This window comes from Faecalibacterium sp. HTF-F (assembly GCF_023347535.1).
In the GTDB taxonomy this organism is placed as follows: Bacteria; Bacillota; Clostridia; order Oscillospirales; family Ruminococcaceae; genus Faecalibacterium; species Faecalibacterium wellingii.
In genome coordinates, this window is sequence record NZ_CP094473.1 from 2053283 (window position 1) to 2079259 (window position 25977).

Consider the following 25977-nt stretch of genomic DNA (forward strand, 5'->3'; position numbering starts at 1 on the left):
GCGTCTCCCTTTCTATTTTCATACGATCACGAGACTTTTTCTGACGACGGTCTCGCCGTTATAAACATTCACGATCCCCGGTATACAAACCTGCCGTATCTCACCGGAATATCTGCTGCTGTCCGCCGTGCGGATGTGCAGCTTATCATCAAATGGATCTCCGACATGGCAGTCCATCCATTGAAATATAGGCCGTTGATACTGGTTGTTGATCATTTTCAGAAAATATGTCAGCGTCTCCAGCAAAATTTTCGTTTCGGATTCACCCAGCCTTTCCCATTCCGACTTCATAAAATCCCACAGCGCAAGCACATTATCCTTCTGACATCCCATAGCAAAAAACAGATCTGCTGATTCCGGGCGAATGATGCTCGCAGCCTTCCGAAGCACATCGGACGGCAAAGAGCAATATGCCCGAAACAGTGTCACAGCTTCATCAAAGACGCGGTATCCCGATATTTCATTCTGGATATCTTTGAGCTGCACCGCCTGCTTTGCAACATATTCCTCATACTGTTTCAGCTTCATTTTTTGATCTTCAAGTTCTTTTCTCTGCTCCTCGCATCGCTGTTCTGCCGCAGTTCCAGCTTCAGCCATGCTCTGATTTTTCTGCTTCAGAAGTTCGCTTTCTGCATAAATACGTTCGTTTTCATTTCGCATCTGTTCCAGCTCTGATTTCAGCTCTTCGATTTTATTTTTCAGCTCTTCATTTTTTGCAGAGCCGATCTCACTCGGAGCAGCATCCGATTTCTCTCCCGAAATTATGATCTTCCTGATTTCGGACTGAATCTCCGAATCCTGAAGAGCTGTCAGAAGTTTATCTTTGAATTTTTCATCTTGCATAAATACGCACCTCAAATTCGGCTGGCTTTTTTTGCGCCAAAATATTCCTCAAATACACGTTTTGTATCCTTGTATCCCTGTTCAATTCTTCGCATGGCGCTCTCGGATGAAAAATCCAGCGTTCCGGTGAACAGATTCCCCAGATCGATTTGTGGGGTAATCTCCAGAATGCAAGCCCCGGGAAATTTGATACAGTCAACTTTTGAATCCCTGCTCAAATGTACGACAATGAAAAAACGGATCCCCCTATCATACAACGGCCTGATGGGGGTATTGTCTCCGCCCAACAGCTCAACTCCACCGTCACAGTAGAGTTTTCCGTCGAACAATATCGGATCAAAGACAATCGGAATCGCAGAGGAAGCCAGCAGGATCGTCTCGATGTTATTTTTTGCATAGCATCTCAGTTCAAAGCGTTTTACCGCAGGAAGTACGCCAGATATTTCCAGACAAGTTGCGAAGCATGGAATTCCTGCGCGCTGGACTTTTCTCATGTCAACATATCTGTGCATGATCCTCAGCAATCCATCCCGTGTGAACAAGGCCTGTCCCATAGCCTGATTGACCGTTCGTTCAATGGCAGAACGTGAAACAGTCCTCCATATATTCGCAAGCGCAGCCTGCGAGCCTGCACCTGCCAATGTATCCGTAAAAGCTTTGGAGGATAATATCTGGTCGCGTGAGATGTTTTTCCAGATCCTTTCTGCCGTACTATAATCGCCTGCGGCGAACAGCACCGCGTTCAACGCCCCGACCGATGTACCAGATACACCTCCCACATACCGATCCAATCCTTTTTCACGGAGATACTTCCATACACCGATCTGATACGCGCCCTTTCCTCCACCGCCCTCAAAAACTAAACCGATTTGGTTCAATGTCTCTGTCTCCCTTCTCACTTGATCGTCACAGCTTTCAAATGTCTTGGCAAAGAGCCCACTACGATCAGTTTTTTGGCATCATCATGTAAAAAGTAAATTCTCAGCAGATTTTCCGGGTCATTTCCTACCCCTAGATGAAAATCCAGCGGGCATTCCACCGGCTTTCCGGCAGCTCCCTGAAAATACTTTACCTTATACTGTGTCGGAGTGAATTCCACAGTTGTCGTTCCCGTGGGTTTTACCTCAAAAGGACGTCCATATTTTTCAGAGCATCGATTATTCATCTCATCTGTGCTGATCCTTTCATATCGGCGCTCCCAATAATCTGTTGCAAGAAAATCCAATGCATCACAAATCAAATCGACGCTGATCGATTTTGCGGATCTGTCTTCTAGTAGAGCCTTCGCCTTGGGGTGCAGCAAAATTCGTCCCGTGAAATTTTCCTCGACCCATTCGGCGATCCGACTATGCTCTTTTGGCTGACTAAGTTTTCGCTTCAAATAAGCGATGTCTTCATCCTTTTCTGCCAGAATCGTTTCTATTTTCTGCCGCTCTGCAGCAATTTCCTTCCGAAGTTCTTCTTTTTCCTTATCGATTCGCTCCTGATACAGTCTCTGTCGTTCCAACTGCTCCTTTAGTGACTGACATTCCTGATCTTTCTTTTTCAATGTCTCCTTCCATTGCACATCACAAAATGCCAACTTCTGTTCCCACTTTTCCTCTGCTTTCGCAGATCGCTCCACAATGTCCGCTGAACTCTGAATCAGTCCTTTTCGTGCCATCGAAAGAAACTGAACCATTCCAAAAGACACTTGCTTATTCCGGGAATAACTCCGCAGTTCATTGCTCAGCTGCTCCAGCTGCACTGCTCGCCGGGCACTCGACGATTTATAAGGTACTATCTGAATTTTTCCACCATAGCACAGTGGATTCAGAATTAAAATATCACCACATTGTGCTGATATTCCTACCATAGAAATAAACCGTTCAAACAACGCATCTTCTAACGAATAACTGCGGAAAAATGTAACACCGCTTCTTGCAAAATCTTCCGTCTGATATGGCACCCCTGCTTTTTTCGGCATCTGCACTGGAATTTTGTCCAGCGGAATCTTCGGCATCCATGAATCCCGAAGATCGTTCTGTTGAACAAATAATGGTACGTTATCTTCCTTGTTTTCGCGGTAACGAGTAAAAACTACACAGGGCAATTGATTATCCTGATTTTTCCAGATGGACAGAAGTTTCTTCACTTGCTCTACCGTTGAAAGGGAAATCGTTTCTTCGGTCAGCTTTGTGAGCTGCCTCAAACCAAAATTCGGATTTTCGATTAGCCGACGAATGATGGCTAACCGATAGACTTCTGCCTGCTGCGTGCCTTCCGGATCAGAAATAACGGTTTGAAAACCACACTCTAGTTGTGTGTCTGAGATCCTGTATCCTACATTTGTCTCAATCACCCGACCGGGTACTGCCTGCCGAATTTGCTTCGGATTGCCGGGATCTGATCCAAGATCAGGTTCTGTGATCTGCAAAGTCCAGATTCCATTCTCCGGCAGCGATACAATATCAATTACAAAGCCAGCATTGACATGAAGAGACGGAAGGCAGGTATTGTCCGATGTCGTGTATGCAGATGGTGTCGGTAAGCATAACAATTCCTCCGGGACATGATCTCCCAAACGCTGCCGAAGCCATTCCATCGTAATCAAAGCAGCTAATCGCAATCCCTCCTGTGGGGTCGTTTTACTGTTTGCCATATAAGCATGAAGCTGATATGTTGGATATAGTTGATTCTTTATCAATTTCACAATGTGATGCGTCTGACTCATCTTGCACACTCCCAACAAAGTACTACGAGCAGCGTTCCTTGTGTATAGTGTACATCAACAGCCTTTCGATGGCAATAAAAAATGACAACTTTCGCCAAATCCAGCACCCAGTCACTGTAACCATGTGCTTTTTCAAACGGAATATGGTCAGTTTTCCTCTGCGTCATTCAGTCTTCAACAAATTTTCTGTCCGATTACGACCTTATTATACCAACCCAGAATGACAAAATCTGACATTCCGCTTATTTCATACAGATCATCTGATTTCCTTCCAGACAGAGAAAAACCTCCTCATGCGGTTCGATCCACATGAGGAGGTTTTTCTTACGATTTATTTTGTCATTTAGTTTCCCATCGATTTTCTCTGAAAGAACCTGTAAAGGTCGCTTTCAGCCTTGTCATTTTCATGTTTAGCTCTGACTGAAACTTCAGGAAACGTCGATATGTGAACGATATCACAGCCTTTTTCAACAGGAAAGTATCCTGAAACTGGCAGTTCTGTTCCATTCAGAAACCACTTTCCTGCATGAAGGCTGCAAACACTTCTTGCGTCTGAAATGGAATCCCATGTCCATCCAGCTTCCAAAAAGCCTGTCGGACATTCAACCGGTATGTCCGAAAAAACAATAAACCGACAGAGATCACGCTCTTTGTCAATCTGAAGATTATGGATGATCCTATCCCATTGCAGATCATCCCACCGGGAAAATTCATTTCCATTATTGTATTGCTTCTTCACCGAATTCTCTGTAATTGAATCCTCTGTACCGTAAAGCACCGAATATCTCGAATGGAACACTTTCACAATCACTGTTTTCTTTATAACATTTTCATTTTCTGGCATCACTTGTTCCTCATCCCTATCCGAAGACCAGCTTGCTGTGGCCTGTGACAATCCATCTACATACTGTTATAAAGTATAATACAGTCACAGGATGTTTGCAAGCACGACCGCTCTCATTTGTCAAATGATGCCTGAGTAGTTCTTTTTTTGAATCATGCCACTCGCTTAAAATACCGTCCTTCAAACTTTACCCGTGCATTTCCACGTTCCAGACTGGTATGCCTGCCCCAGTTCTCATTTCGGATAACAGCTTGTTTTTGCTGATTTTCACTTTGTACCATTTGCCGGAGGCGCGCCACTGCTTTCTGTTTGTTCAGGTATTGGCTGCGTTCATCAGTGCAAACACTGTTCTGTCCGGTCGGCAGATAAATCACCCGGACACCGGTTTCCACCTTGTTCACGTTCTGCCCGCCCTTGCCGCTGCTGCGAAAGGTTTCAAACAGCACTTGTTTCGGGTCAAAAACTTCTGTTTTGGCTTCTGCGCAGCTGCTGAAATCCAGAAACCAGTTCTTGCGCTTGTGACCAATGCGATAAGGACTTGGACAGACCCACTGCACCGAACCGACAAACTGCGATAAATCAGCATCTGTCTGGATTCGCACGGAGCGATAGGTATTTTCGTAGTATCCCTGTGACGTTTCCAGTACGGAGATTTTATAATATTTTTGCAGGTAGGCCAGAAATTTTGCCACACCAAGCTCACACTCGGCAGGTCCTTGCCCCGAACTGATTTGGTAAATCATTTTGCAATTTCCTCACTTGCCTTAAAGTTGTAGATAGGCTTTGTCCTCTCTACGATTTCCACAGTAGGTTCAACCTGCCGGAGAATAGTTTCCATCGGCTTATAGGCCATTGGGCTTTCGTCCAGTGTGTTCCGATTGACAGAGCTGGTATAAACACCCTGCATTTCTTTTTTGTACTGTGACAGTGTAAAGCTGTTTCGTGCATCTGCACGGCTCATCAGGCGGCCTGCACCGTGGGGAGCCGATTCGTTCCATTCCAGATTGCCCTTTCCAATGCAAAGTAGACAACCATCCCGCATATTCATCGGGATCACGAGTTTTTCGCCCGCCTTTGCGGAAACTGCACCCTTGCGCAGAATCATGGAATCCAGATCAATGTAGTTATGGATGGTAGAAATTGTTTCTTCCACGTCCAGCTTCATGCTTTTCACAATATCATTTACAATCGCTCTGCGGTTCAGTTCCGCAAACGCCTGCGTGATTTTCATGTCGTGCAGATAATCGTCCATCAGGCTTTCCGTAGCATAGGCCAGCTCAAAAGGTGTGCCTTCCGGGCACTGTTGAAATGCTTCGCTCTGGTAAAACGATGCCACTTCCACACCAAGCCGCCGACTGCCGGAATGGATAATGAGCCAGTATGAGCCATCCGCCGCCTTATCAACCTCGATAAAATGGTTGCCGCCGCCCAATGTGCCTATAGCGCAAAGAGCCTTATCCTTCTGGACATGACGCAGACAAAGCAGCTCGTCCAAGTGTGCCTGTTCTGCAAAATGATGCGGCACGGAGCGCACCTGTTTTCCGGCTGGAATTTTATCGCGAATCAATTTATCCAGCTTTTGCAGTTCCAGACGTTTAGCATGGAACTTGACTGCCAGCATTCCGCAGCCAATATCCACGCCTACCAGACCGGGAGCCACACAGTCCTTGATGGTCATTGTAGTGCCGACTGCACAGCCTTTTCCAGCGTGAACATCCGGCATAATGCGGATGCTGCTGCCTTTTGAGATTAGACTGCCGCACAGTGCACGAATCAAACCCTCTGCACCGGAATCCAAAGTCTCTGCATATACCAGCGCAGAATTATAAGTATTTTGTATTGTAATCAAAGCAATGCCTTTCTTTTATTTCAGCCGGAACACCGGCCCTTTGGGTGGAAACGGGAGCCGATTGCCCCATGGAATCAGATAAGCGTGGTTGCGTCCCCGCAGATTAAGCCGGTCACAGGCTCCATCGGTAATGATGAGCAGCGGCGCATCTTTCGGGAAACATATATCATTTTCCAGCAGGTCGATTCCGGGCTGTAAACGGGTGCCGCCGCGTCCTTTTACCTGAACGGCTCCGGCAATCTCTTCCGGGTTCATCATCCCCTGGTCGTAAACGGCAGCATCACAGAAAATCACCCGGATCGCCTGCACATCTCTTGCTTCACTATAGCTGGCGATAGAGCCAAGCGCTGCTGCCAGCAGTCCACGGGACATGGAACCGGAGGTGTCCAGCAGCACCGCAAATGTCTGCTGTTTTTCCGGGTGCTCTTCCAGCCGCCATGCGGGGCGTGGAATATCCGGAGTGGAACTCTGCCGCCGACTGAGTCGCGCATAGGAACGGTGCTTTTCCATGACCGTAAAGTTTTCATCAAACCATTTTCCCAGTTCCACATCCCACGAAATGGGCGGGCGGGACAGCGCATGGATTTCTTCGATTAGTCCAGCAGGCAGATAGCCCCTGTTCTGCTGGGTGTGATATACAAGCCCCTGCTGCAAGGCAGAACGATAGACGGAATCCAGTTTATTGCCGTTCAAATCTACCACTTCTGAGCCATCGCCATAAAGCAGATCACCCGGATTTTCTTTCAGGTACTGCCGGATGTTTTCACAGAGTTGGTCATAGACCGCTTCTGCGGACATCCCATGGAACTGGTTATCGAACAGTGCTGACTCTAGCATACAGCCTACTTTCATCTCACAGAGCCAGTCATTCACCACATAATCACAGGCAACATTCCAGAGTTCGGGTATTCTATCTTCACAGCGCAAATCATGGCGCAGAGCCGCATGAAGAAATTCATGCGCCAGCACGAATTTCCACTCTTCCAGATTCAGGCGGCAACGAGGATTGATATAGATTTCGCCCAGTTGCGGGCTGACTGCTGCAACCGGGATGTTCAGCCGGGAAACAACATCGCCGCTGTCCACGATGTGGAACGCCGAGGCTACTGCACCCAGCAGCGGAAAACTGGATAAAAACCAGTCCCGTGCCTGCAAATAGACAGGCTGCATCCAGTAATGCTGATGTCCGGTGGAGATTCCTCTGGATTCCATCAAGGTCTTCTGCATTGATGCCTGAAGGGACTGAGCAAAAATTTCTGTATAATCCGTTTTGATATCGTCCCGGTTCCACACCATATCGGGCCTGCCGCCAGTCATAGTGCTAAAAATGCTTCCAGAAACCGAGGCGGTCTGTAATTGCTGGAACGCCTGCTCTTCCTCTTTGACCGGAAAAGGCAGCTCCTGCTGAAACTCCGGAGGCGGTGTGCCGATATGGCTGTCCTTCAGGAAGCGCGCAATGACTAAATCACAAGCCATATTCCAACGGGTATCTTTCATACGCTCTTTCTGAAAATGTCCGAAGCCAAGATGCAATAGGCAGTGGCTTATGATATATTCCCACTCTCCAACGGATGCTTTCCGGTGCGGATTCAGATAAATGTCCCCATCGTTTGTAACATAAGCCCAGTCTGCTTTTGCCATGGGATAACGTTCAGAGCAGTATACACGCGTGCAGTATGCAAGCCGGAACAGGGGGCCATCCTCAATTTTTTCAACCGCCTTTCGCCATGTGGGGATGCTGTCCTGCTGCGTTTTTTCCTCTTTTTGGCCCATATCGTCACCCCATCTTCTTGTTGGTCAGTGCGGGCAGGTCGCGGGTCACTTCCACGATGAACCACGCAGGAAGCGTTTCGCCATTCTCTGGGGTAATTGCCATCTGTGCGATTTCCAGACTGATGCCCGCCAGCTCGACCAGCAGGTCCTTTGCACGCAGTGTAAGTGTCTGTGTAGCAGACGTGAGTTTGCTGCGGTTACGGGGCAGTTCTTTCAGTAGCTGTGCCCGGAAGCTCTGCGCCAGAAAGTAGAGCACATCGCGCTCTTCCGGTTTATCTGGCCAATTCTGCGTTCCATTGATGATTTTCGTGATAGAATATGCCTGCCGCACCTGCCGGACATAGGCCACAAACTGTGCCGCATGAGCAGCGGTCAGACAGCCGTTTGCCAGAACCGCCAGTTCCTGTTCCGAAATAGAATCGCCGTAACTGATAATGGCATCGCTGAGCATGTGCCAGCTGCGGGGAGAAGAAAAGGGCTCTTCCGTTTTGGATGGTTGACTCCACAACTGGTCGGGGCGGAAACAAATATAATCGTATACATAAGGGTGAATGCCGTGCCCTGCGGCCCATTCCAGCCAGATACGGCTGTCAGCGCGAAGCTCAACATGGAACATCCGGTTGAGTAGCGCAGAGGACATAGGCCGGGTTATGGCGTTGTCCTGCGCACGGTTGCCTGCACCGATCACGATAGAGCCTTTGGGCAGGTGATATTCCCCGATGCGGCGTTCCAGAATAAGGGAATAAAATGCTTTCTGTACTTCCTGAGAACAGGCGTTCAATTCGTCCAGAAACAGGCAATAGGGTTCTTCCCGTGCGATCATTTTAGGCGGGCAGAACACGCTGCGGCCATTTATGATTTGCGGCACACCGATAATATCTTCCGGCGCAAGCTGACTGCCCAGCAGAGAAACGCAGGGCAGTCCCATATCTGCGGCGAACTGCTCTACGATAGCAGACTTGCCGATGCCGGGTGCTCCCCAGATAAAGACAGGGCGCACAATGCCAACGTTCAATAAAATATCCAGAAGCTGTTTCTGGTCAACCGATACTGCAAGATTCAAAGTAATCTTACCTCCATAATTTTTCGGATAGTTTTCTTTCTATGATTCAAAGATTTCATCTTGTTGCTTCTCCTTTCCCGTTTGTTTGAGCATAGTATAGCAGAACAGCATGACAGAATCTGTCATGCTGCAAACTTATAATATCATTATCCTGAGATTGTCTTTTGAAGGATTTTTTCGTATACTAAACGTAAGAAACGAGGGAGAGAGCATGGACTATTCTAAAAATGAGCGGATATTGGATTTGTATGAACGCTTATGCGCTGGCCGAACGCTTTCCAAAGCAGAAGAAGCCCTTCGCTTTGGCATTGATGAGCGTTCCGTCCAGCGAGACATAGACGATATTCGAGCCTTTCTTGCAGAGCGCAATGTTGCCAAGGGAGAAAACCGGCAGATTATTTATGATCGCCAGCAAAAGGGATTCCGGCTGATGGGCAGTCCGTCTCCATTGATGACCAATAGCGAGATTCTGGCAGTCAGCAAAATTCTGCTGGAAAGCCGTGCTTTTACCAAAGAGGAAATGTCCGTTATCCTGAACAAGCTGGTGGCGGGCTGTGTGCCACTGGAAAACATCAAGCTGGTTTCCGATTTGATCTCCAATGAGCTGTTCCACTATGTAGAACTGACCCACCCGGCAGGCATTCAGGATAAGCTGTGGGAAATCGGCTGCGACATTCAGCAGCACAAGCTGATGCAGATCCATTACCAGCGTCAGGGCGCAGATGTAGCTTCTACCGTGGAACGCATTGTGGAGCCGGTATCCATCCTGTTTTCGGAATACTATTTTTATCTGAACGCTTACATTACAGAAGAGGAAAACGGAATATACAACCGCAAATATGACTATCCTGCTATTTTCCGCATTGACCGCATCACAGATTACAAAATACTGGAACAGACCTTCTCTCTGCCTTATGCAACACGCTTTCAGGAGGGCGAGTTCCGCAAACGGGTGCAGTTCATGTATCCGGGTCGATTGCAGCGCATCCGGCTGCGTTATACCGGAACCAGTGTGGAAGCGGTTCTTGACCGCCTGCCCACCGCAAAAGTCATTTCTCAGGATGAAAAAGGCTCTATTATCGAAGCCGAAGTTTACGGCAACGGCATCGTCATGTGGCTGCTCAGTCAGGGTAACAGGATAGAAGTGCTTGAACCGCAGGCACTGCGGGATGAGATGAAAAAGATTCTGACAGAGATGCTGGAACAATACAAAGACGACACCGAGGTGTAATGATATGAACCGAAAAACAGCGTATATCTTCACGACAGCACGGCTGCTCAGAAGCGTGATTGAACCAATGGATTTTGGAAGGAAGAGAGTTTTTATGAAAAAGAAGCAGGACAGACCGCTCACCGCAGAGATGGTAACAGAAGAGACCGTCTTACAGCCGGTTGACGAAGCAGAAAATAATGCAGACAGCAAAATCCGCACACAGGAGCGCATCAAACAGCGCCCGCTGCCCCCGCCGCCTGTTAAACCGACCAACTAAAAAGCGTTGTGCTTCACGGTTTGACGTAAAAATAAAAAGCATCTGTCCTGCGCGGCATGATACACTTTGTGGAGCTGTATCACGGCGAGTTCATCGAGGAGCGGCTGGTTCGTGCGCTTCGTAGCGCCCCCCATGGAGATCTACCGTGTCGGCAGGGATAACCCTGCAAAGTTGCCCGGATGGAAGAAATACGTTTTTCCCATCTACATAGCTTATAACGGTAAAAGCCGCAAGGATGCTCTGCCGATGAAGTTCTAAAACATATTTTCTCTGCCAAGGGGCATCTGCAAACAGCGGGTGCCCCTTGTTACATAACCACCAAAATCATCTGTTTCAATCTGGGGACAAGCAAATTGTTTCAGATTGATTCATATCTATAACTATATCTATTTCAAGGAGGCTTTTTATGAAAAAGAAAGAACTTACAGTGAAATGTACTTTTTCTAAAAAAGGTGAAGATTTGGATAAGCTGATTTGCCGTTCATTCCAGCTTTACCTGCGCCGCATCCTTGCGTCTGACAGCGGAAAAGTCGTATCATATCAATGACGATAAACCGCTTATCTCAAGGAGGCTAATTATGTATTTAGAGATAAGCAATCCCATGGAATATCATGCAGCACTTTATATTCGCCTTTCCAAGGAAGATGAAACCATCGGTCCTTCACAGAGTGTCACGAACCAGCGTTCCTTACTGGAGGAGTTCGTGCAACAGCACCGACTGTCAGTTTATGACACTTATATTGATGACGGATGGTCTGGCACCAACTTTGATCGTCCTTCATTTAACCGGATGATTCAGGACATCGAAGCGAAAAAGGTCAACATGGTGATCACGAAAGACCTTTCTCGACTGGGACGTGACTACATCATGACCGGTCATTATATGGAACGGTATTTTCCAGAACATCGTGTACGCTACATTTCCCTTCTGGACGGAATTGATACTGGAATCGATTCCACTGCGAACGACATCACCCCCTTCCGGGCAATTATGAATGATATGTACGCAAAGGACATTTCCAAGAAAATCAAGTCTGTCAAACGGGATAAACAGCGCAAAGGCCTTTTTATCGGTGGAAAACCTGTATACGGCTACAAAATGCACCCTACCGAAAAAAATAAAATCGTGGTAGATGAGCCTGCTGCTGCCATTGTACGCCGGATTTTCGCCATGGCATTGAGTGGGCAAAGCTGTCATAGTATCGCATGGCAGTTAAACTCCGAACAAATTCCTCCTCCATCCGTCTATGCCGGGCTTCCATCGCGGAAAGGTCGGTATGCAGGGTTGTGGAGCAGTGAACGAATCTCGGAAATGCTCCTGAATGAAACCTACATTGGTAATATGGTGCAGGGGCGGCAGGTCAAAATCAACTACAAATCCAAGAAATGTTTGAAACAAGCCCCTGAAAACTGGGTCGTTGTAGAAAACACTCATGAACCACTTGTAGACCGTGAAGTTTTCCGGCAAGTTCGACTTCTGGTCGATAGCCGCAAAACCACTCGCAGCAGAACTTATGATTATCTGCTCAAGGGAATCATCTATTGTCATGAGTGCGGCGCACGCCTAACTGTATCCAACCGCAAGACCTCAAAGGGAGAATACCGCCTGTTTTTTGTTTGCAAAACCTATCAACGCTTTACAAAGGCCGGCGTCTGTACCTGCCATGTCATCAAAGTTGACACCGTGACCGATGCTGTCGTGAGTAAAGTACGCGAAGTATGTCAGTCCTATTTGGACGCTGACAAGCTGCTGCCCCTTGCCGAAAATGCTTTAAAAGAAAACGAAAAGCAAAATCAGACCGAGCAACAGTTCACAGAGATTCAAAAAAAGATCGACCTGATGACAGCCAATCTCGACCGCATGTATACCGACCGTCTGGAAGGACTTCTGCCAGAAGCGGATTTTCAGCGCATTTTCAACCGAATCAAGTTGGAACGGCGTCAATTGGAGTTGCAACAGGAGGAGCTTCGCAGTTTGTTGAAGACCCCTTTGAATAATTCTGATAAGGCAAAAGAACTGGTGCAGAACTTTTTGGAAAGTGCCTGCACCAGTCGGGAGCTGTTAATCAATCTGGTAGATAGAGTAGAACTGGACAAAGAAAAGCATCTGGAAATCCACTTCCGCATCCCTGAATTACAGCATTTTTCCGGATAATTTACACAGGTATGCTTGTATTTTTGTCGTGTATAATACGCAGGACGTTATGTCTCCCGCCTTGAGACCCATGCATTGGAACTTCTGCGTCAGCGCTGGAACGCCCCGGACACAAAAACAGCGCAGAGGTGAAAAGTGTGCTCTCCCCTGCGCCATGCAGTCAGTTGTTCAGGATTTTCAACTGCATCTCGTTCAATTGTTCAAAAGTATACAGCCGATTCAGCGCCTCCACCAGTTCCTTTTTGGAAAGACGCGGCGGCAGACCCAGCGCGTTCAGCAGCTTTGCCTTGCGCTCGGCACTGCCCGGTCTGCCGGAGAGCCCCCACTCATAGAGATCGGTATAGGTGATCTGCCGTCCCTCCGGACGGGCTGCTGCGGCACCCGCCTCTGCGCCAAGGGCATCCCGCAGCGCCTGCAGAACGATGGCGTCGTCCACGCCCTCGACCCCCAGCAGGCCCTCCTTGCCGGGCTGTTCCTTGCGCTTTTCCTTGCCGTGGATCGCGGGCACGTAAGCCTGCACCACATTCTTTTCTCCCACCAGATTGGTGATGTAGGTGCGGATGCGGAAGCCTGCCGCGTCCGAATCCGTCAGCAGGATCAGACCGTTTTTCTGCGCCAGCGCTTTGAACAGCTGCTGGCGCTTTTTGTCGCTGTAAATGCCAAAGCCGTCGGTCAGCAGGATCATCGCATCGGTCAGATGGGAAAGCCGGGCCGCATCGTATTTGCCCTCCACAATGAGCACCCGGCTGGTATGGATCATTTCGTTTTCCTTCATCGTCCGCTCCCCGCCATTGCCAACCGGCACAGCGCTGTTTCCAGCAGGATCTGGTCATCGGTGGGCTGGCTTTTCAGGCTCTGGTCCAGTTCCAGAAGCACCTGCATACAGTTTTCGATCTGGCCCAGCGTGTAGTGCGAGGCCGTCTCGGCCGAACGCTTGAGCCGGTAGTCACTGCCCTTGTAGCCGAAATCCTTGAACACGGTGCCGTAAGGCTTGCGCTTTGCCGCGCCCAGCTTGACACGGTACAGGTCCACATAACTGCCGATCAGTGCCGCCGTGATGGCAATGGGCTCCTGCTGCAGGCGCAGCAAAGTCTGCAGCTTTTTGCAGGCACCTGTGGCGTTTTTGGCCGTGATCATGCGGATCATTTCAAACACATCCGCTTCCAGACTCACGGTGCCCATCTCGGCCACCATCGCTGCCGTGACCGTCTGGTACCCGGACAATGCACAGAGCTTGTCCACCTCATTTTCCAGCAGGAAAGGGTCCTCGCCGCAGCGTTCCAGCAGCGCCGCCGCTGCGCCGTCCGGCAGGCTGGTGCCCTGTTCTTTGGCCCGGTCGATCATCATCATTTTCAGCTCAAAGGGCTTCGGCTTAGCCAATTCTTCGGTGTAGCCGATGCTTTTGCACTGCGCAATGAGCTTCTGCGCTTTTTTGTTCAGCCTGAGCTTACTGCGCTCCAGCTCAAACACGCTTCCCAGCACCACCACGGCATTTTCCAGACTGGCAAGCGTGCTGCTGAGTTCTTCCAGATCTTTATCCCCATAGCTGCCGGGTTCCAGTTCCGGCAGCACCACCACACGCCGGGTCCCAAAAAAAGAAATGGTGCCCGCTGCCATGATGAGCTGTTCGATCTCCGGCGCACCGCCATCCAGAATGGTGGCGTCCTCGTCGCTGTCTGCGGTCAGGATGCGGGTGGCCGCTGCCACGGCCTGCCGCACCAGATACCGTTCACTGGAATAAAAATAGTAGACCGGGCAGCCCTTGTCTGCCAGCTGCCGGAGCCTGGTTTCGGTGGCCATGCAGGCACCCCCTTTCCCCTCATGTTGTTCTATTGTACCACACTCTGCCCGGATTGCAAAGCATCACTCCGCTCTGAGCCCGCCATACCGCCGCAGGCTGAGAGACGAGGACTGCGCTGCTCCGCCGGTCATCCAATCATACCGCCGCAGAGCCAGAACCTCTTTATACTGTACCGCCTCCGGCCTTGCAGGGGATGCCAGAAGCCACCGGGCCGAGACCGGCTGCGCCAGCTCCACCCTGCCGCTCAGGGTCACGAACTGCCGGTTGCCGATGGTCAGCCGCACAAGGCAGCCGTTCCGGGTGCGCAGGACCTCCACGAGTGCAGGCGTGCACTTTTGCTTTTGCGCGGTGTTCACAGACATTTCTTCTGCTAAAACGCTCTGTTCCGCTTCCAGCGCACAGGGCGTTTCCGGTTTTGTGCGCAGATCCACCAGCAGTTCGATTTTCCCCGCGCCCCGCCGAGCCAGCTGTTCTTCCACTGCATTCCGGACCGAATTCCCGCCCCGGAACAGTACCACAGCGGTATCGTTCTGGGTGACCACCACTGCCGGCGCGTTGGCGCTGCCCACAAGGTCGATGTGCACCACATCCCGGCTGAGGGCATTGCCCAGCCCAACGGAAACCGCCGCTGTCAGCACGATGCAGGGCACGGCCACCCGCAGACGCAGACGCCAGCGGAAGGCCAGCCAGCACAGCACGATGAGCACCAGACAGACAATGGCCGCATAGGACGTATCAAAGTAGAGCCCCGCGCCCGGCTTTGCCGCTATCCAGACGGCCCAGCGGTCGAGCAGGCCGGTCAAGGCTGCGGACAGTACGGAGAGCGCACCATGCAGCGGCGCAAGGACGGGCACCAGCCCGGTGAACGCCGTACCGAGACCCAGCAGCATCATGGGCTGGATGAGCCAGAGGACCGTCACGCTGGAGACCACTGCCCAGATGCTGACGCTCAGCCCGCGCAGCACCAGCACCGGAAAGGTCGCCGCAGACGCACAGACCGAAATGCAGACGCTTTCCGCAAGGCCCCAAAGGCGCTCCGGCAGCTTGAAATACCATGGGCGCTTCACCGGAGCGCTTGCTTTACTCCGGAAACGGATGCTGTACCACTTCCGAATGCGGCGGATGCACGCACCGCCTGCCACCGTGCCCAGCACCGCCGCAAAGGAAAGCTCAAAGCCGATATCACACACGGCATAGCTGCTGCCTGCTGTCATCGCGATGCCAGCCACCGCCAGAGAGGTAAGGGTATCCGGCGGGGCATACAGCCACACCCCCAGCGCACTGACCCACACCGCTGCCGCTGCACGGAGCACCGAGGGCGTAAAGCCGGTCACGCCCACCAGCAGCAACGCAAGCAGCGCCTTCCACACTGCTCTCAGGCGCAGCGCCGCATAGCAGCGTTCTTTCTTCCTGCGTGCATCCAAGCGGAACACCTCACCGCACAGGATGGATACATGCATTCCGCTCACCACCAGCACATGGGCAAGGCCCGCGCCCCGGTAGGCGCTGCGCAGCTCCGGGGAAAGATGCGTCCGGTCGCCCACCGTCATGGCCGCCAGCACGCCGCCGGTCTTGCCATCCATGCGGCGGCGCAGGGCTGCGCTGAGCCTTTGCTGCAGCCGGTGGGTGCGGGCACGGAAGCTGCTGCTCTGCCCCAGCTGTTTGAAATCCGGTTTTTCCTCGTCCGGTTCTGCCAGCAGCACAATGCCGTCCGAATACAGGCCGACCCGGCTCTGCTGTGCCGGAACGGACAGCACAAATCTGCCCTGCACCCGCTGCCCCGCCTCACATTCCGGCAGAGTCTCGCATTCCACCCGGAAGGAGGTCTTTGCATCATTGATCTTCTCCACCCGCAAGACCGCGTCCACAACGCCGGGATAGTAGGAGTCCGAAACGCTTTCCACCTCTGCCGTCAGCACCAGCGGGCGGGCGGCATACTGCACGCGGATGCGCTCCAGCCGGTTTGCCGTGTGCAGCACCGATGCCATGCCCACCACAGCACCCAGCAGGATGCAGAGCACCGCTTTGCGGGCAGCATCAAAGATGCACAGCACCAGACAAACGGCAACAAAAAATGCCGCAAACGGCACAAAAAGCTCCGTTTGCGGCAAAAAAGCACACACGAACTCAACACCCAGCATTCCAGCGCAGAAAACGCAGAGTGGGCGTCGCATGGCAGCTTAGTGGAAGAACAGGGGCAGCGGCTCCAGGAAGATGATATCCTTGCGCTCAGCTGCATCGCCCTCGGCCAGAACAGCGGCCTGGCCTACAATGGTGCACTGGGTCTTCTCAGCCAGCGCATCCAGAGCCTTGAGGGAACCGCCGGTGGAGATGACATCATCCACCACCAGAACGCGCTTGCCGCTCATCTTGTCCAGCTCCTTGCGGTCAATGACCAGTTTCTGCTTACCGGCAGTGGTGATGGACTGATCCTCCACCACCACGGGGTCGGTCATATACAGCTTTTCGCCCTTGCGTGCACAGACGTAGGGCTTGCCGCTCTGGCGGCTCATCTCGTGAGCCAGAGGGATGCCCTTGGCCTCAGCGGTCAGCAGGATATCAAAGTCCGGGCACTTTTTCAGCAGCTCGGTGGCAGCAGCCACGGTCAGCTCGGCGTCACCCAGCATGATAAAAGCCGCAATGTCCATGTGGTCATTCACCTTGCAGATGGTCAGCTCACGGGTCAGGCCTGCAACATGCAGGGTATAAGTCTCAGCCATAATTCAACGCTCTCCCTTTTTTGGAATCAGACGGGCAGCTTTTCGCCGCCCAGAACATGGAAATGCAGATGCTTCACGGTCTGGCCTGCGTCCTCGCCAACATTGGAAATGACGCGGTAGCCGTTTTCCAGACCCTGCTCCGCAGCCAGCTTTGCGATCACTGCAAAAATATGGCCCAGCAGTGCGCCGTCCTCTTCGGTCAGCGCAGCAGCAGAGGTGATGTGCTTTTTGGGCACCACCAGAAAGTGCACCTTGGCCTGCGGGTTGATGTCGTAGAACGCCACCACCTGCTCGTCCTCGTACAGCTTCTTGGAGGGGATCTTGCCCTCCGCGATCATGCAAAACAGACAATCTTCCATGGGGAACAACTCCTTCCTGATATTTTATAAACGTCCCCGCCCTCTCAGGCCGCTTTGCGTCCAGTTCTCCCAGAGGTGGCAGCGCGTCAGCGTTGACGGAGAGGGCGAACCCGTTTTCTTATTCGCCCAGAGCCTTCTTGACGATGGCGCTGACAGCCGCCAGAGCCTCATCGATCTTGGTCTCGTCCTTCAGGCCGGCCATTGCAAAGTCCGGCTTGCCGCCGCCCTTGCCGCCAGCAATGGCAGCGATCTCCTTGACCAGAGCACCGGCCTTCAGGCCCTTTTCCTGTGCCTGCTTGCTCACAGTGACAGCCATAGTGATCTTGTCCTCAGCCTTGCCCACCAGAACCGCCACAGCGGGCTTCACAGCCTTGTCGCGGATGGTATCGCACATGCCGCGCAGGGTGTCGCCGGTGGTGCCGGTGAAGTATGCAGAAGCGATCTTCACGCCGCCGATCTCCTCGGCATTGTCAAACAGGCTGGTCACCTTGGAAGCGGCGACCTGTGCCTTGATCTCTTCCAGCTCCTTGGCCAGAGCCTTGTTCTCAGCCATCACGGCCTCAGCGCGGACGGGCAGAGCGGTCACGTTATTTGCCTTCAGGGTGTTTGCCACGGTATGCAGCATAGCCTCCTGCAGATTTGCACGGATCAGCAGGTTGCGGCCGGTGACAGCCTCGATGCGGCGGATGCCCGCAGCAACGGAGGCCTCGCTCACGATCTTGAAGCCGCCGATCTGGGCGGTGTTCTTCACGTGGGTGCCGCCGCAGAACTCGGTAGACCAGCCCTCGATGTCCACAACACGCACGACCTTGCCGTACTTTTCGCCGAACAGAGCCATTGCACCCAGCTTCTTGGCTTCCTCAATGGGCATTTCCCGGACGGTGACGTTCATGGACTCGTAGATCTTGTCGTTCACGATCTTCTGCACGCGGGCCAGCTCCTCGGGAGTGACAGCGCTGAAGTGGGTAAAGTCGAAGTGAGTGATCTCTGCATCCTGATAGGAGCCTGCCTGATGCACATGGTCGCCCAGCACTTCACGCAGCGCTGCCTGCAGCAGATGGGTGGCGGTGTGGTTGCGGGCAATGGCCATGCGGTATTCCTTGTCCACCTGAGCGTTCAGATGGTCGCCCACCTTCACGATGCCGCTCTCCAGCACGCAAGTATGGACGTAGTAGCCCTTGGGGGTCTTCTTCACATCCAGCACGCGCAGGCTGCAGTCAGCGCTGTTCAGCACGCCGTGATCCGCAGCCTGACCGCCCATCTCAGCGTAGAAGGGAGTCTTATCCAGAACCACCAGCACGCCATCCTTTGCTTCCTCATCGGTAGCAATGGCGTCGGTCAGGTTCTCCTCGTCGCTCAGGGCGACCACGACACCGGTGTCGTTCAGGGTCTCGTAGCCAGTAAAGACGGTGGGCTCTGCATCCAGCGCACCGAACAGATCCTCGCTCCAGCCGGAGATGTTCTTCTTCAGGCGCTCCGCACGGGCACGCTCCTTCTGCTTGGTCATTTCGGCGTGGAAGCCTTCCTCGTCGATCTCAATGCCTTGCTCCGCAGCGATCTCCTTGGTCAGATCCAGCGGGAAACCGAAGGTATCATTCAGCTTGAACACATCCAGGCCCTTCAGCAGATGCTCATGTGCCTTTTCCAGACCGTCGATCATGTTGTTCAGGATGTTCATGCCGGCATCAATGGTGCGGGCAAAGTTTGCCTCCTCGGTGCCGATGACCTTCTTGATATAAGCATCGTGCTCGCGCAGCTCGGGGTATGCGGTCTCGCTGGACTGGATGACAGTCTCCACCAGCTCCACCAGGAACGGGCGAGTGATGCCCAGCATACGGCCATGGCGGGCAGCACGGCGCAGCAGGCGGCGCAGCACATAGCCGCGGCCCTCGTTGGAGGGCAGGATGCCGTCGGACACCATGAAGGTGCAGCTGCGGATGTGGTCGGTGATGACGCGGATGGAGATATCGGTCTTGGGGTCTTCGCCGTAGGTCTTGTTGGCGATGTGCTCCACATGATGCAGCACGCTCTGGACGGTATCCACCTCAAACAGGTTGCCCACGCCCTGCATCACGCAGGCCAGACGCTCCAGACCCATGCCGGTATCGATGTTGGGGCGTGCCAGACGCTCGTAGTGGCCCTTGCCGTCGGCGTCGAACTGGCTGAACACCAGATTCCAGATCTCCATATAGCGGTCGCAGTCGCAGCCCACGCCGCAGGTCGGCTTGCCGCAACCGTACTCGGGGCCGCGGTCAAAGTAGATCTCGGAGCAGGGGCCGCACGGGCCGGAGCCATGCTCCCAGAAGTTGTCTTCCTTGCCCAGACGCACCATGTGGTCGGGGGCGATGCCCACCTTCTTGGTCCAGATATCGTAAGCCTCGTCGTCCTCTTCGTACACAGAGATGTGCAGGCGGTCCTTCGGAATGGCCATCCACTCGTCGGAAGTCAGGAACTCCCATGCCCAGGGAATAACCTCTTCTTTGAAGTAATCCTGGAAGGAGAAGTTGCCCAGCATTTCAAAGAAGGTGCCGTGGCGGGCAGTGATGCCAACACGCTCGATATCCGGGGTGCGGATACACTTCTGGCAGGTGGTCACGCGGTGACGGGGCGGCTCTTCCTGAGCCAGAAACCACTTTTTCATAGGTGCCATGCCGCTGTTGATGAGCAGCAGGCTGGGGTCGTTCTTGGGCACCAGCGGGAAGCTGTCCAGACGCAGGTGGCCCTTGCTTTCAAAGAAGCTCAGGTACTTTTCACGCAGTTCATTCAAACCGGTCCATTGCATAGGTTTTCTCTCCTCGATTGTCCTTGGCGTTTGCACGTCAGATTTATGATTATGGCAGACGGGGCGGGTGGGCGCAGAAAACAAAAAACAGCCCCATCCCAAAAGGGACGAGGCTGCCTGTAAACTGCTCCGTGGTACCACCCAAATTGCAAAGGATAAAATGTGTCCCCTGCCGCTTTCGGCGCGTTAACGCTGCGCTGCGTCCGACTTGTGTCGCCGGAAGCTCCGGGGCGGCACAAAATGGAACCGACCGGAACGCCTTGCAGCTGGAAGCGCTCTCTCTGAACGGCGGTGTACATTTCTGACCCCATCATTGCCATCTGTCATAATATTCATGCACATGCGGAAAGCACACAGTTCTTTCCACGTACAGTTAAATTATAGCATGAGCCGGGCGTTTGTCAACGGGTTTGGACAAAATTTTCAGTCTGCTGTGCTTGACGCAGCGTGCCTGTTCCGCTACAATAAAAATATTGAAAGCACATTCTTATTTTATAATAGAGAGGAATATTCCGTGAAGATTTTAAAAGTAAAGTGTCTTGCCCCCACCCGGCTGGACAACTATCTGACCCAGCAGTACCCCGCCCTGACCCCGGGCCGCCTGAACAAGGCCCTGCGGGAGAACAAGATCAAGCTGAACGGCAAAAAGCAGCCGCTTTCCACCCGCGTGATGGCCGGTGACGAGATCAAGCTGTTCATTCTGGATGAAGTTCTGGATGCGGACCGCCGTGTGGAAGGCCCGGCGTGGAAGAACGCCCGCGGCCCGGCACAGGTGGTGTATGACTGCCCGCAGATCATCATTGTGAACAAGCCCGCCGGTCTTGCCGTGGACGGCCCGGAGGACGACACGCTGCTGAACCGCACCCTGCTCTACCTGAACCAGCAGGGCGAGTACAAGGAGAACGACCTGTACACTCCGGCGCTGTGCCACCGGCTGGACACCGGCACCAGCGGCCTTGTCATCGTTGCCAAGACCCCGGAGGCCGAAGAGCTGTTCCTTGCAGCCATCAAGAACCGCGAAGTGAAAAAGACCTACCTCTGCGTCACCTTCGGCCGTCCGACCCCGCCGGATGCCACTCTGGGCGGCTATCTGCTTAAGGACGCCGACCGCGGCATCGTGAAGATCGTGGAGGACAAGCAGCCCGGTGCCAGGGACGTGGAGACCCGGTACGAGACCATCGCCGTCTCCGGTCGTCTGGCCCTGCTGAAAGTGCAGCTGATCACCGGCCGCACCCATCAGATCCGCGCCCACATGGCCAGCATCGGCTGTCCCATTCTGGGCGACAGCAAATACGGCAACAACACCGCCAACCGTGAGCTGAAACTCAAGTATCAGGCCCTGTGCGCATGGGAACTGACTATGCCCCACTTCAACCAGCCGGACTTTGCCTTCCTCAGCGGCAAGACCTTCCACGCCCCCAAACCATGGTATTACAATCAGGTGCTGGACGGCACGCTGAAATAAGCCCTTTGCACCAAAAAAGATGACCCGGAGCGGCAGGCCCCGGGTCATCTTTTTGTTTTGCGTTTTAGTGGAAGAGGCTTTCAAGCCAGCCCAACGTGGACTCGGTCGCACTGGTAAACGAATCCTGAACTTCCTGAATGCTGTCCAGCAGCTTGGCACCCTCGGTATCTTTTACCGACCAGTAGGTTCCGGTGCTTGCAGAACCATCCGAAACCGTAAAGTCGCTGGTGAAGCAGAGGTTATCGCCATTGGAGTCGGTCACGATCACCATGTAAGTGTAGCTGCCTGCAGGCAGTTCGCCAAAACGAATCTCGCTGTCCAGCGTCTTGAAGGAAAAGCCTGCCGCATTGGGCGATGCCTGCGCCGTGACCACAGTCTGGTCATTTTCATCCAGCACTGCCACCTGAACATCGGTCAGCGTCATACCCAGTGCAGCGTTCGCGGTACCGGTCATAGCCATGCCCTTGCCTGCATGGATGTTGATGGGATAACTCATACCCTCCAGCCGCAGGCTGTCCGGCGAGGACGCAACCGCGTTGTGATCGGATGCCACGTACCAATAGCAGGAAGAGCCGTTGATCGAAACACTGGAATTTTCCAGCGGGATACGGCCGGAAGAAATATTCCCTGCCGGGTCGGAGCAGTAGAAAGTACCATTGGTGTAATCGGTCAGCAGCAGCGCATGGGGCTGTCTGCGGTCATACAGCACAATGCCCTCCGGATGCTGCGACAGCAGGGTAATGAGGGTCTGGATCTTTTCCTGTTTGCGGGAAGGCAGGGTTCCGTAGCCCACCTGCATTTCCTTATATGTAAAGCTGTGTGAGAGACCGTTGGCCCATGCCGTGGAGCGTACGCTGTTTTCTGTCACAGCGGTCCAATCCGTCAGACCATCAAGATACGCCCGGCGGCGCAGCATCATGGCTGCGGATGCCAGCGTGCAGGTGCCGCCGCGGCTCTGCTTGAAATAGAAGCCCGCGTCCACATTCAGGTCCACTGCCAGAGCAGCAGGCAGGCAGGTGAGCATTACCACCAGCGTCAGCACAAGGCTCAGCAGTTTTTTGCGAAAATGGGACGATGCAGCGGTATTCACGGTCGATTCTCCTTTCAGCTTCTGCAATTCCTGTTATCTACCGCTATAAAGTATACCAGCCTGTTACCATTTTGTAAACGTTTATGAAGCGTTTTTCTCAATATCAACACGTTTGGGCAGATTTTGTTAGAGAGAATGCATAGTTTCCAGAGCGATATTCTACATTTCCGACAAAAAAATCAGCCTGTAAAAAGAATGCGGGAAAAATTTTTTCAGCGCAAATCTACCAGGTTACTCTGATTTTCCCAGACGATCCCGGTAGTCCTTCCGAATCCTTTATGCCAGTCGTCGCAGATATTCGATCAAAGCAGGCATACCTGCGATCGACCAGATAAAATCGTTGGCATTGTGGTCAAAATTGTGGTCAAAACCAAATGAGGCCAGCCTATAAACAAAAAAATCCAACGATTTCTAATGTGAAATCGTTGGATTTATGGTCCAGCAGAGCTGGACAAATCCGAACTTTTTTCCTCCGCTGAGTCAGCGGTCAAAGTGTCCTCAAGCCGGACAGTTTGGGTGCCATCCTTGTAGTTGAACGTGAGCAGCATCCGGTCATCGTACAGGAAAATGGCATTGACAAAAATTTCAATCAACGCTTTTCGTTGCTTTTTCTGCGAAATATCGAACCTTCTAAATTTCATCAGCCAGAACCGGATGAAATCCTCATTGAAGCTAGGCTTCTTCAATTTTTCATCTGCGATTTTTGCAGTCAGCTCATCCTTTTGGATTTCCAGAGCTTCCAGACGCTCTTTCGTTGTCCGGGTGTACAAGCCGTCCTCGATAGCCTTCATCAGGTTGTCCAGCTTTTTGTTGACCTCTCGCAGTTGCTTTTCCAGCAGCGGGATCGTGGTGTTCTCCTGATTCTGGACATCCATGACCAGTTGAACGATCTTGTCGATCACCGCATCGTCCTGAATCAGCTTCATGGTCTCCCGAACAACCAGATCTTCCAGCCAGTCCTTCTGCACGGTCTTTTTGTTGCAGCCCTTACGCCGCTTGACGTTGGCGCATTTATAATAATAGTAGGTGCGTCCGGTGGCACTGGTTCCGCTTTCGCCGAACATCAGCGCACCACACTTGCCGCAGAACAGCTTGGTGGTCAGCAGATATTCCTCGTCTGCCTTGCCACAGGCAGGGGCACGCTTGTTCTTATCCAGACGCTTCTGCACCCGGTCAAACAGGTCTTTCGGAACAATAACCGGAATTGCATCCGGCACAACGATATCCCGGAAAGACAGTTCGCCAATGTATCGACGGTTCTTCAGCATGGTATTTACGCTGCTGTGGGTCATTTTACCGCCCAGCATATTGTGGACACCCTTGTCGTTGAGGAAGTTTACGATTTCCACCATCTTATCGCCGTTGTCATACCGCTGAAATGCTTCCAGCACCAGCGGAGCGGTCAGCGGGTCAAGATGATAAAACTTGTCATCGTCGATTTTATAGCCGATGGTTCCCGTACCGCCAGTGCACTTACCCTTCAGGGCGTTCTCGGTCTGACCACGAATCACTTTTTCGGACAGCTCTGCCGAATAGTATTCTGCCATGCCTTCCAGCAGCGTTTCCACCAGAATGCCCTGTGAGCCCTCGGCAATGGGTTCCATAACAGAAATCAGATGGACACCGTTCTTTTTCAGGATCATCTTGTAGTTTGCACTATCAAAACGATTCCGGGCAAAGCGGTCAAATTTCCAGACGAGAACAACATCAAACAGCTTCTTGCCGCTGTCTTTGATCATCTGCTGGAACTCCGGGCGATTGTCCGTTTTGGCAGAGAATGCACGGTCAATGTAGTGCTTGATGACCGTGATACCGTTCTTTTCCGCATAAGCCGTGCATTCCCGAATCTGGCCTTCGATGGATTCTTCGCGCTGGTTATCGCTGGAATAGCGGGCGTAAATTACGGAGGTCATAGACTCACTTCCTTTTCCTTATCGAACAGACGGGTAGCTTTTTGCATATTTGTAAATCTGCCGTGCACAGTCAAGGCTCATTTTGCTGGAATCGTTGTGTTTGAGCCATGCATTCACATTGCCCGGATTCAGCTTCAAGTCTGTGTAAAGGCGATAATTCGTCAGTTTCTTTTTTTGCTGAAGTTCCAACACCCGGCGATGAATCAGTTCTTTCGTGTCATTGTCTGCAAGGGCGGCATCCCGTACCGAACAATAGCTGCGCCAAACCTTCAAATAGCCTTCCGGCAGTTCTGATGATTGCTTTTCAAGAAGCACCAGCATTTGCTCCAGCGAATAGAGATTAGAAAGTTTCTCATATTCCGCAGCAATCGTGCTGTTTGCGGTGTAGCGGAGCAGCAGTTCTACTTTATTAAAGGCCAGCGCATAGAGGAAGAGCGGTTCTTTCAGGCGGGGATTTTCTGCCATGCAATCTGCCAACTTATGGACACTTGCCGTCTGCACCCCGGAAAGCTCTGCCACATACTGCTTCAAGAAACCCTCAAATGTCAGCTTTCGCATGGTCTCCACCTCTCCACATACTCCTGATAACGGATATAAAAATCCCGATACCGCCAATCGTTCAAGATGCTGGCTTTCAGTTCATCTTCATCCGTTGCAAGGTGTTCCAGCAAGTCCCAATCCAAAGAGTTCCGCACAGCTTCGCTCTCTACGTCTGCCTTGTCAGTATCCCGGAACGAGCAGAGCTTTGCAATCACCAAATCCTCCAGACTGGGTGTGTAGAACTGTACCTTTGTTCCACCAAAGGGCAGCGGCTGAAGCCGGTCTTGGAAGTTATACGGGAAATTGTCGATGTAGGCTTCCACATCGGTGTTGATGTCGTACTTGCCAAGCAAACTGTACAGTTCTTTCGGAACACTCAAGGCATCAATGTCATGGGTAGCGCGGGTCAACTTACCCAGCAAAATGAACGCACTGCCACCCACGATCACCATCTGATAGCGGTCGTTGTTGTCGATCATCAGGTCGGCATCTTCGTCCAGACGTTCCAGACGCTTGCGGAGGTCATCTAAGATCATCTTTCCCATAAAACAGCCTTTCTTATTTTAAATAATAGTA

General features: G+C 52.2%; 24 protein-coding genes and 1 pseudogene. 6 read left to right on the forward strand and 19 right to left on the reverse strand.

Annotated elements, in window-relative coordinates:
- Positions 1-18: 18 nt before the first annotated feature.
- The 9 genes from MTP37_RS09795 to MTP37_RS13165 all read right to left on the reverse strand — a co-directional run bounded on the left by MTP37_RS09795 (position 19) and on the right by MTP37_RS13165 (position 9500).
- Positions 19-843, reverse strand: a complete 825-nt coding sequence (locus MTP37_RS09795) for a hypothetical protein (protein ID WP_249237110.1) — start codon at positions 841-843, stop codon at positions 19-21.
- 11 nt (positions 844-854) lie between these two features.
- Complete coding sequence (locus MTP37_RS09800) at positions 855-1721, reverse strand: patatin-like phospholipase family protein (protein ID WP_249237111.1); 867 nt, start codon at positions 1719-1721, stop codon at positions 855-857.
- Between the two features lie 17 nt (positions 1722-1738).
- Positions 1739-3556: a synaptonemal complex protein 1 gene (locus tag MTP37_RS09805; RefSeq protein ID WP_249237112.1), complete on the reverse strand. Its 1818-nt coding sequence runs from the start codon at positions 3554-3556 to the stop codon at positions 1739-1741.
- Positions 3557-3899: 343 nt separating this feature from the next.
- Positions 3900-4400, reverse strand: coding sequence for a hypothetical protein (locus tag MTP37_RS09810; RefSeq protein WP_249237113.1), 501 nt, complete (start codon positions 4398-4400; stop codon positions 3900-3902).
- A 152-nt stretch (positions 4401-4552) separates the two neighbouring features.
- The gene (gene prfH / locus MTP37_RS09815; RefSeq protein ID WP_249237114.1) at positions 4553-5143 is read right to left on the reverse strand and encodes a peptide chain release factor H; all 591 of its coding nucleotides are present in this window, start codon (positions 5141-5143) and stop codon (positions 4553-4555) included.
- Positions 5140-6249, reverse strand: a complete 1110-nt coding sequence (locus tag MTP37_RS09820; protein ID WP_249237115.1) for an RtcB family protein — start codon at positions 6247-6249, stop codon at positions 5140-5142. Before MTP37_RS09820 ends, prfH begins: the two co-directional genes overlap by 4 nt.
- Before the next feature lie 15 nt (positions 6250-6264).
- A complete protein-coding gene (locus tag MTP37_RS09825; protein WP_249237116.1) occupies positions 6265-8022 on the reverse strand; it encodes a vWA domain-containing protein in 1758 nt (585 codons plus the stop codon).
- Between the two features lie 4 nt (positions 8023-8026).
- Entirely contained in the window at positions 8027-9085 is a 1059-nt protein-coding gene (locus MTP37_RS09830; protein ID WP_249237117.1) for an AAA family ATPase, read from the reverse strand.
- Positions 9086-9341: 256 nt separating this feature from the next.
- Complete coding sequence (locus MTP37_RS13165) at positions 9342-9500, reverse strand: hypothetical protein (RefSeq protein ID WP_316543555.1); 159 nt, start codon at positions 9498-9500, stop codon at positions 9342-9344.
- A 36-nt stretch (positions 9501-9536) separates the two neighbouring features.
- On the opposite strand from MTP37_RS13165, the gene MTP37_RS09835 reads away from it, so the two are divergent.
- The 5 genes and pseudogenes from MTP37_RS09835 to MTP37_RS09850 all read left to right on the forward strand — a co-directional run bounded on the left by MTP37_RS09835 (position 9537) and on the right by MTP37_RS09850 (position 12731).
- Complete coding sequence (locus MTP37_RS09835) at positions 9537-10316, forward strand: WYL domain-containing protein (RefSeq protein WP_316543653.1); 780 nt, start codon at positions 9537-9539, stop codon at positions 10314-10316.
- Between the two features lie 94 nt (positions 10317-10410).
- Positions 10411-10575 carry a hypothetical protein gene (locus MTP37_RS09840; protein WP_249237119.1) on the forward strand — a complete coding sequence of 55 codons (165 nt, stop codon included), beginning with the start codon at positions 10411-10413 and terminating at the stop codon, positions 10573-10575.
- A 47-nt stretch (positions 10576-10622) separates the two neighbouring features.
- Positions 10623-10833: pseudogene (locus MTP37_RS13170) on the forward strand (DUF6551 family protein).
- A 148-nt stretch (positions 10834-10981) separates the two neighbouring features.
- Complete coding sequence (locus MTP37_RS09845) at positions 10982-11122, forward strand: hypothetical protein (protein ID WP_249237120.1); 141 nt, start codon at positions 10982-10984, stop codon at positions 11120-11122.
- A 31-nt stretch (positions 11123-11153) separates the two neighbouring features.
- On the forward strand, positions 11154-12731 hold the full coding sequence (locus tag MTP37_RS09850; protein WP_249237121.1) for a recombinase family protein: 1578 nt from the start codon (positions 11154-11156) through the stop codon (positions 12729-12731).
- A gap of 160 nt (positions 12732-12891) precedes the next feature.
- Here the strand turns inward: MTP37_RS09850 and MTP37_RS09855 are convergent, their stop codons facing one another.
- The 6 genes from MTP37_RS09855 to alaS all read right to left on the reverse strand — a co-directional run bounded on the left by MTP37_RS09855 (position 12892) and on the right by alaS (position 20393).
- Positions 12892-13506, reverse strand: coding sequence for a toprim domain-containing protein (locus MTP37_RS09855; protein WP_249237122.1), 615 nt, complete (start codon positions 13504-13506; stop codon positions 12892-12894).
- Entirely contained in the window at positions 13503-14531 is a 1029-nt protein-coding gene (gene holA, locus MTP37_RS09860; RefSeq protein ID WP_249237123.1) for a DNA polymerase III subunit delta, read from the reverse strand. Before holA ends, MTP37_RS09855 begins: the two co-directional genes overlap by 4 nt.
- A 63-nt stretch (positions 14532-14594) precedes the next feature.
- The gene (locus MTP37_RS09865; protein ID WP_249237124.1) at positions 14595-16622 is read right to left on the reverse strand and encodes a ComEC/Rec2 family competence protein; all 2028 of its coding nucleotides are present in this window, start codon (positions 16620-16622) and stop codon (positions 14595-14597) included.
- 90 nt (positions 16623-16712) lie between these two features.
- On the reverse strand, positions 16713-17252 hold the full coding sequence (locus MTP37_RS09870; protein WP_249237125.1) for a phosphoribosyltransferase family protein: 540 nt from the start codon (positions 17250-17252) through the stop codon (positions 16713-16715).
- Between the two features lie 26 nt (positions 17253-17278).
- A complete protein-coding gene (locus MTP37_RS09875; protein WP_249237126.1) occupies positions 17279-17611 on the reverse strand; it encodes a histidine triad nucleotide-binding protein in 333 nt (110 codons plus the stop codon).
- 118 nt (positions 17612-17729) lie between these two features.
- Positions 17730-20393 carry an alanine--tRNA ligase gene (gene alaS, locus MTP37_RS09880; RefSeq protein ID WP_249237127.1) on the reverse strand — a complete coding sequence of 888 codons (2664 nt, stop codon included), beginning with the start codon at positions 20391-20393 and terminating at the stop codon, positions 17730-17732.
- A 514-nt stretch (positions 20394-20907) separates the two neighbouring features.
- Here alaS and MTP37_RS09885 point away from each other — a divergent pair.
- On the forward strand, positions 20908-21858 hold the full coding sequence (locus tag MTP37_RS09885; RefSeq protein ID WP_249237128.1) for an RluA family pseudouridine synthase: 951 nt from the start codon (positions 20908-20910) through the stop codon (positions 21856-21858).
- 64 nt (positions 21859-21922) lie between these two features.
- Here MTP37_RS09885 and MTP37_RS09890 read toward each other — a convergent pair whose 3' ends face one another.
- From MTP37_RS09890 to MTP37_RS09905, 4 genes are all read right to left on the reverse strand, one after another.
- Positions 21923-22948, reverse strand: a complete 1026-nt coding sequence (locus tag MTP37_RS09890) for a hypothetical protein (protein ID WP_249237129.1) — start codon at positions 22946-22948, stop codon at positions 21923-21925.
- Positions 22949-23379: 431 nt separating this feature from the next.
- Positions 23380-24861, reverse strand: coding sequence for a recombinase family protein (locus MTP37_RS09895; RefSeq protein WP_249237130.1), 1482 nt, complete (start codon positions 24859-24861; stop codon positions 23380-23382).
- 18 nt (positions 24862-24879) lie between these two features.
- Positions 24880-25419 carry a transcriptional regulator gene (locus MTP37_RS09900; RefSeq protein WP_249237131.1) on the reverse strand — a complete coding sequence of 180 codons (540 nt, stop codon included), beginning with the start codon at positions 25417-25419 and terminating at the stop codon, positions 24880-24882.
- Positions 25407-25946, reverse strand: coding sequence for a DUF6036 family nucleotidyltransferase (locus tag MTP37_RS09905; protein ID WP_005927020.1), 540 nt, complete (start codon positions 25944-25946; stop codon positions 25407-25409). Before MTP37_RS09905 ends, MTP37_RS09900 begins: the two co-directional genes overlap by 13 nt.
- Positions 25947-25977 lie beyond the last annotated feature (31 nt).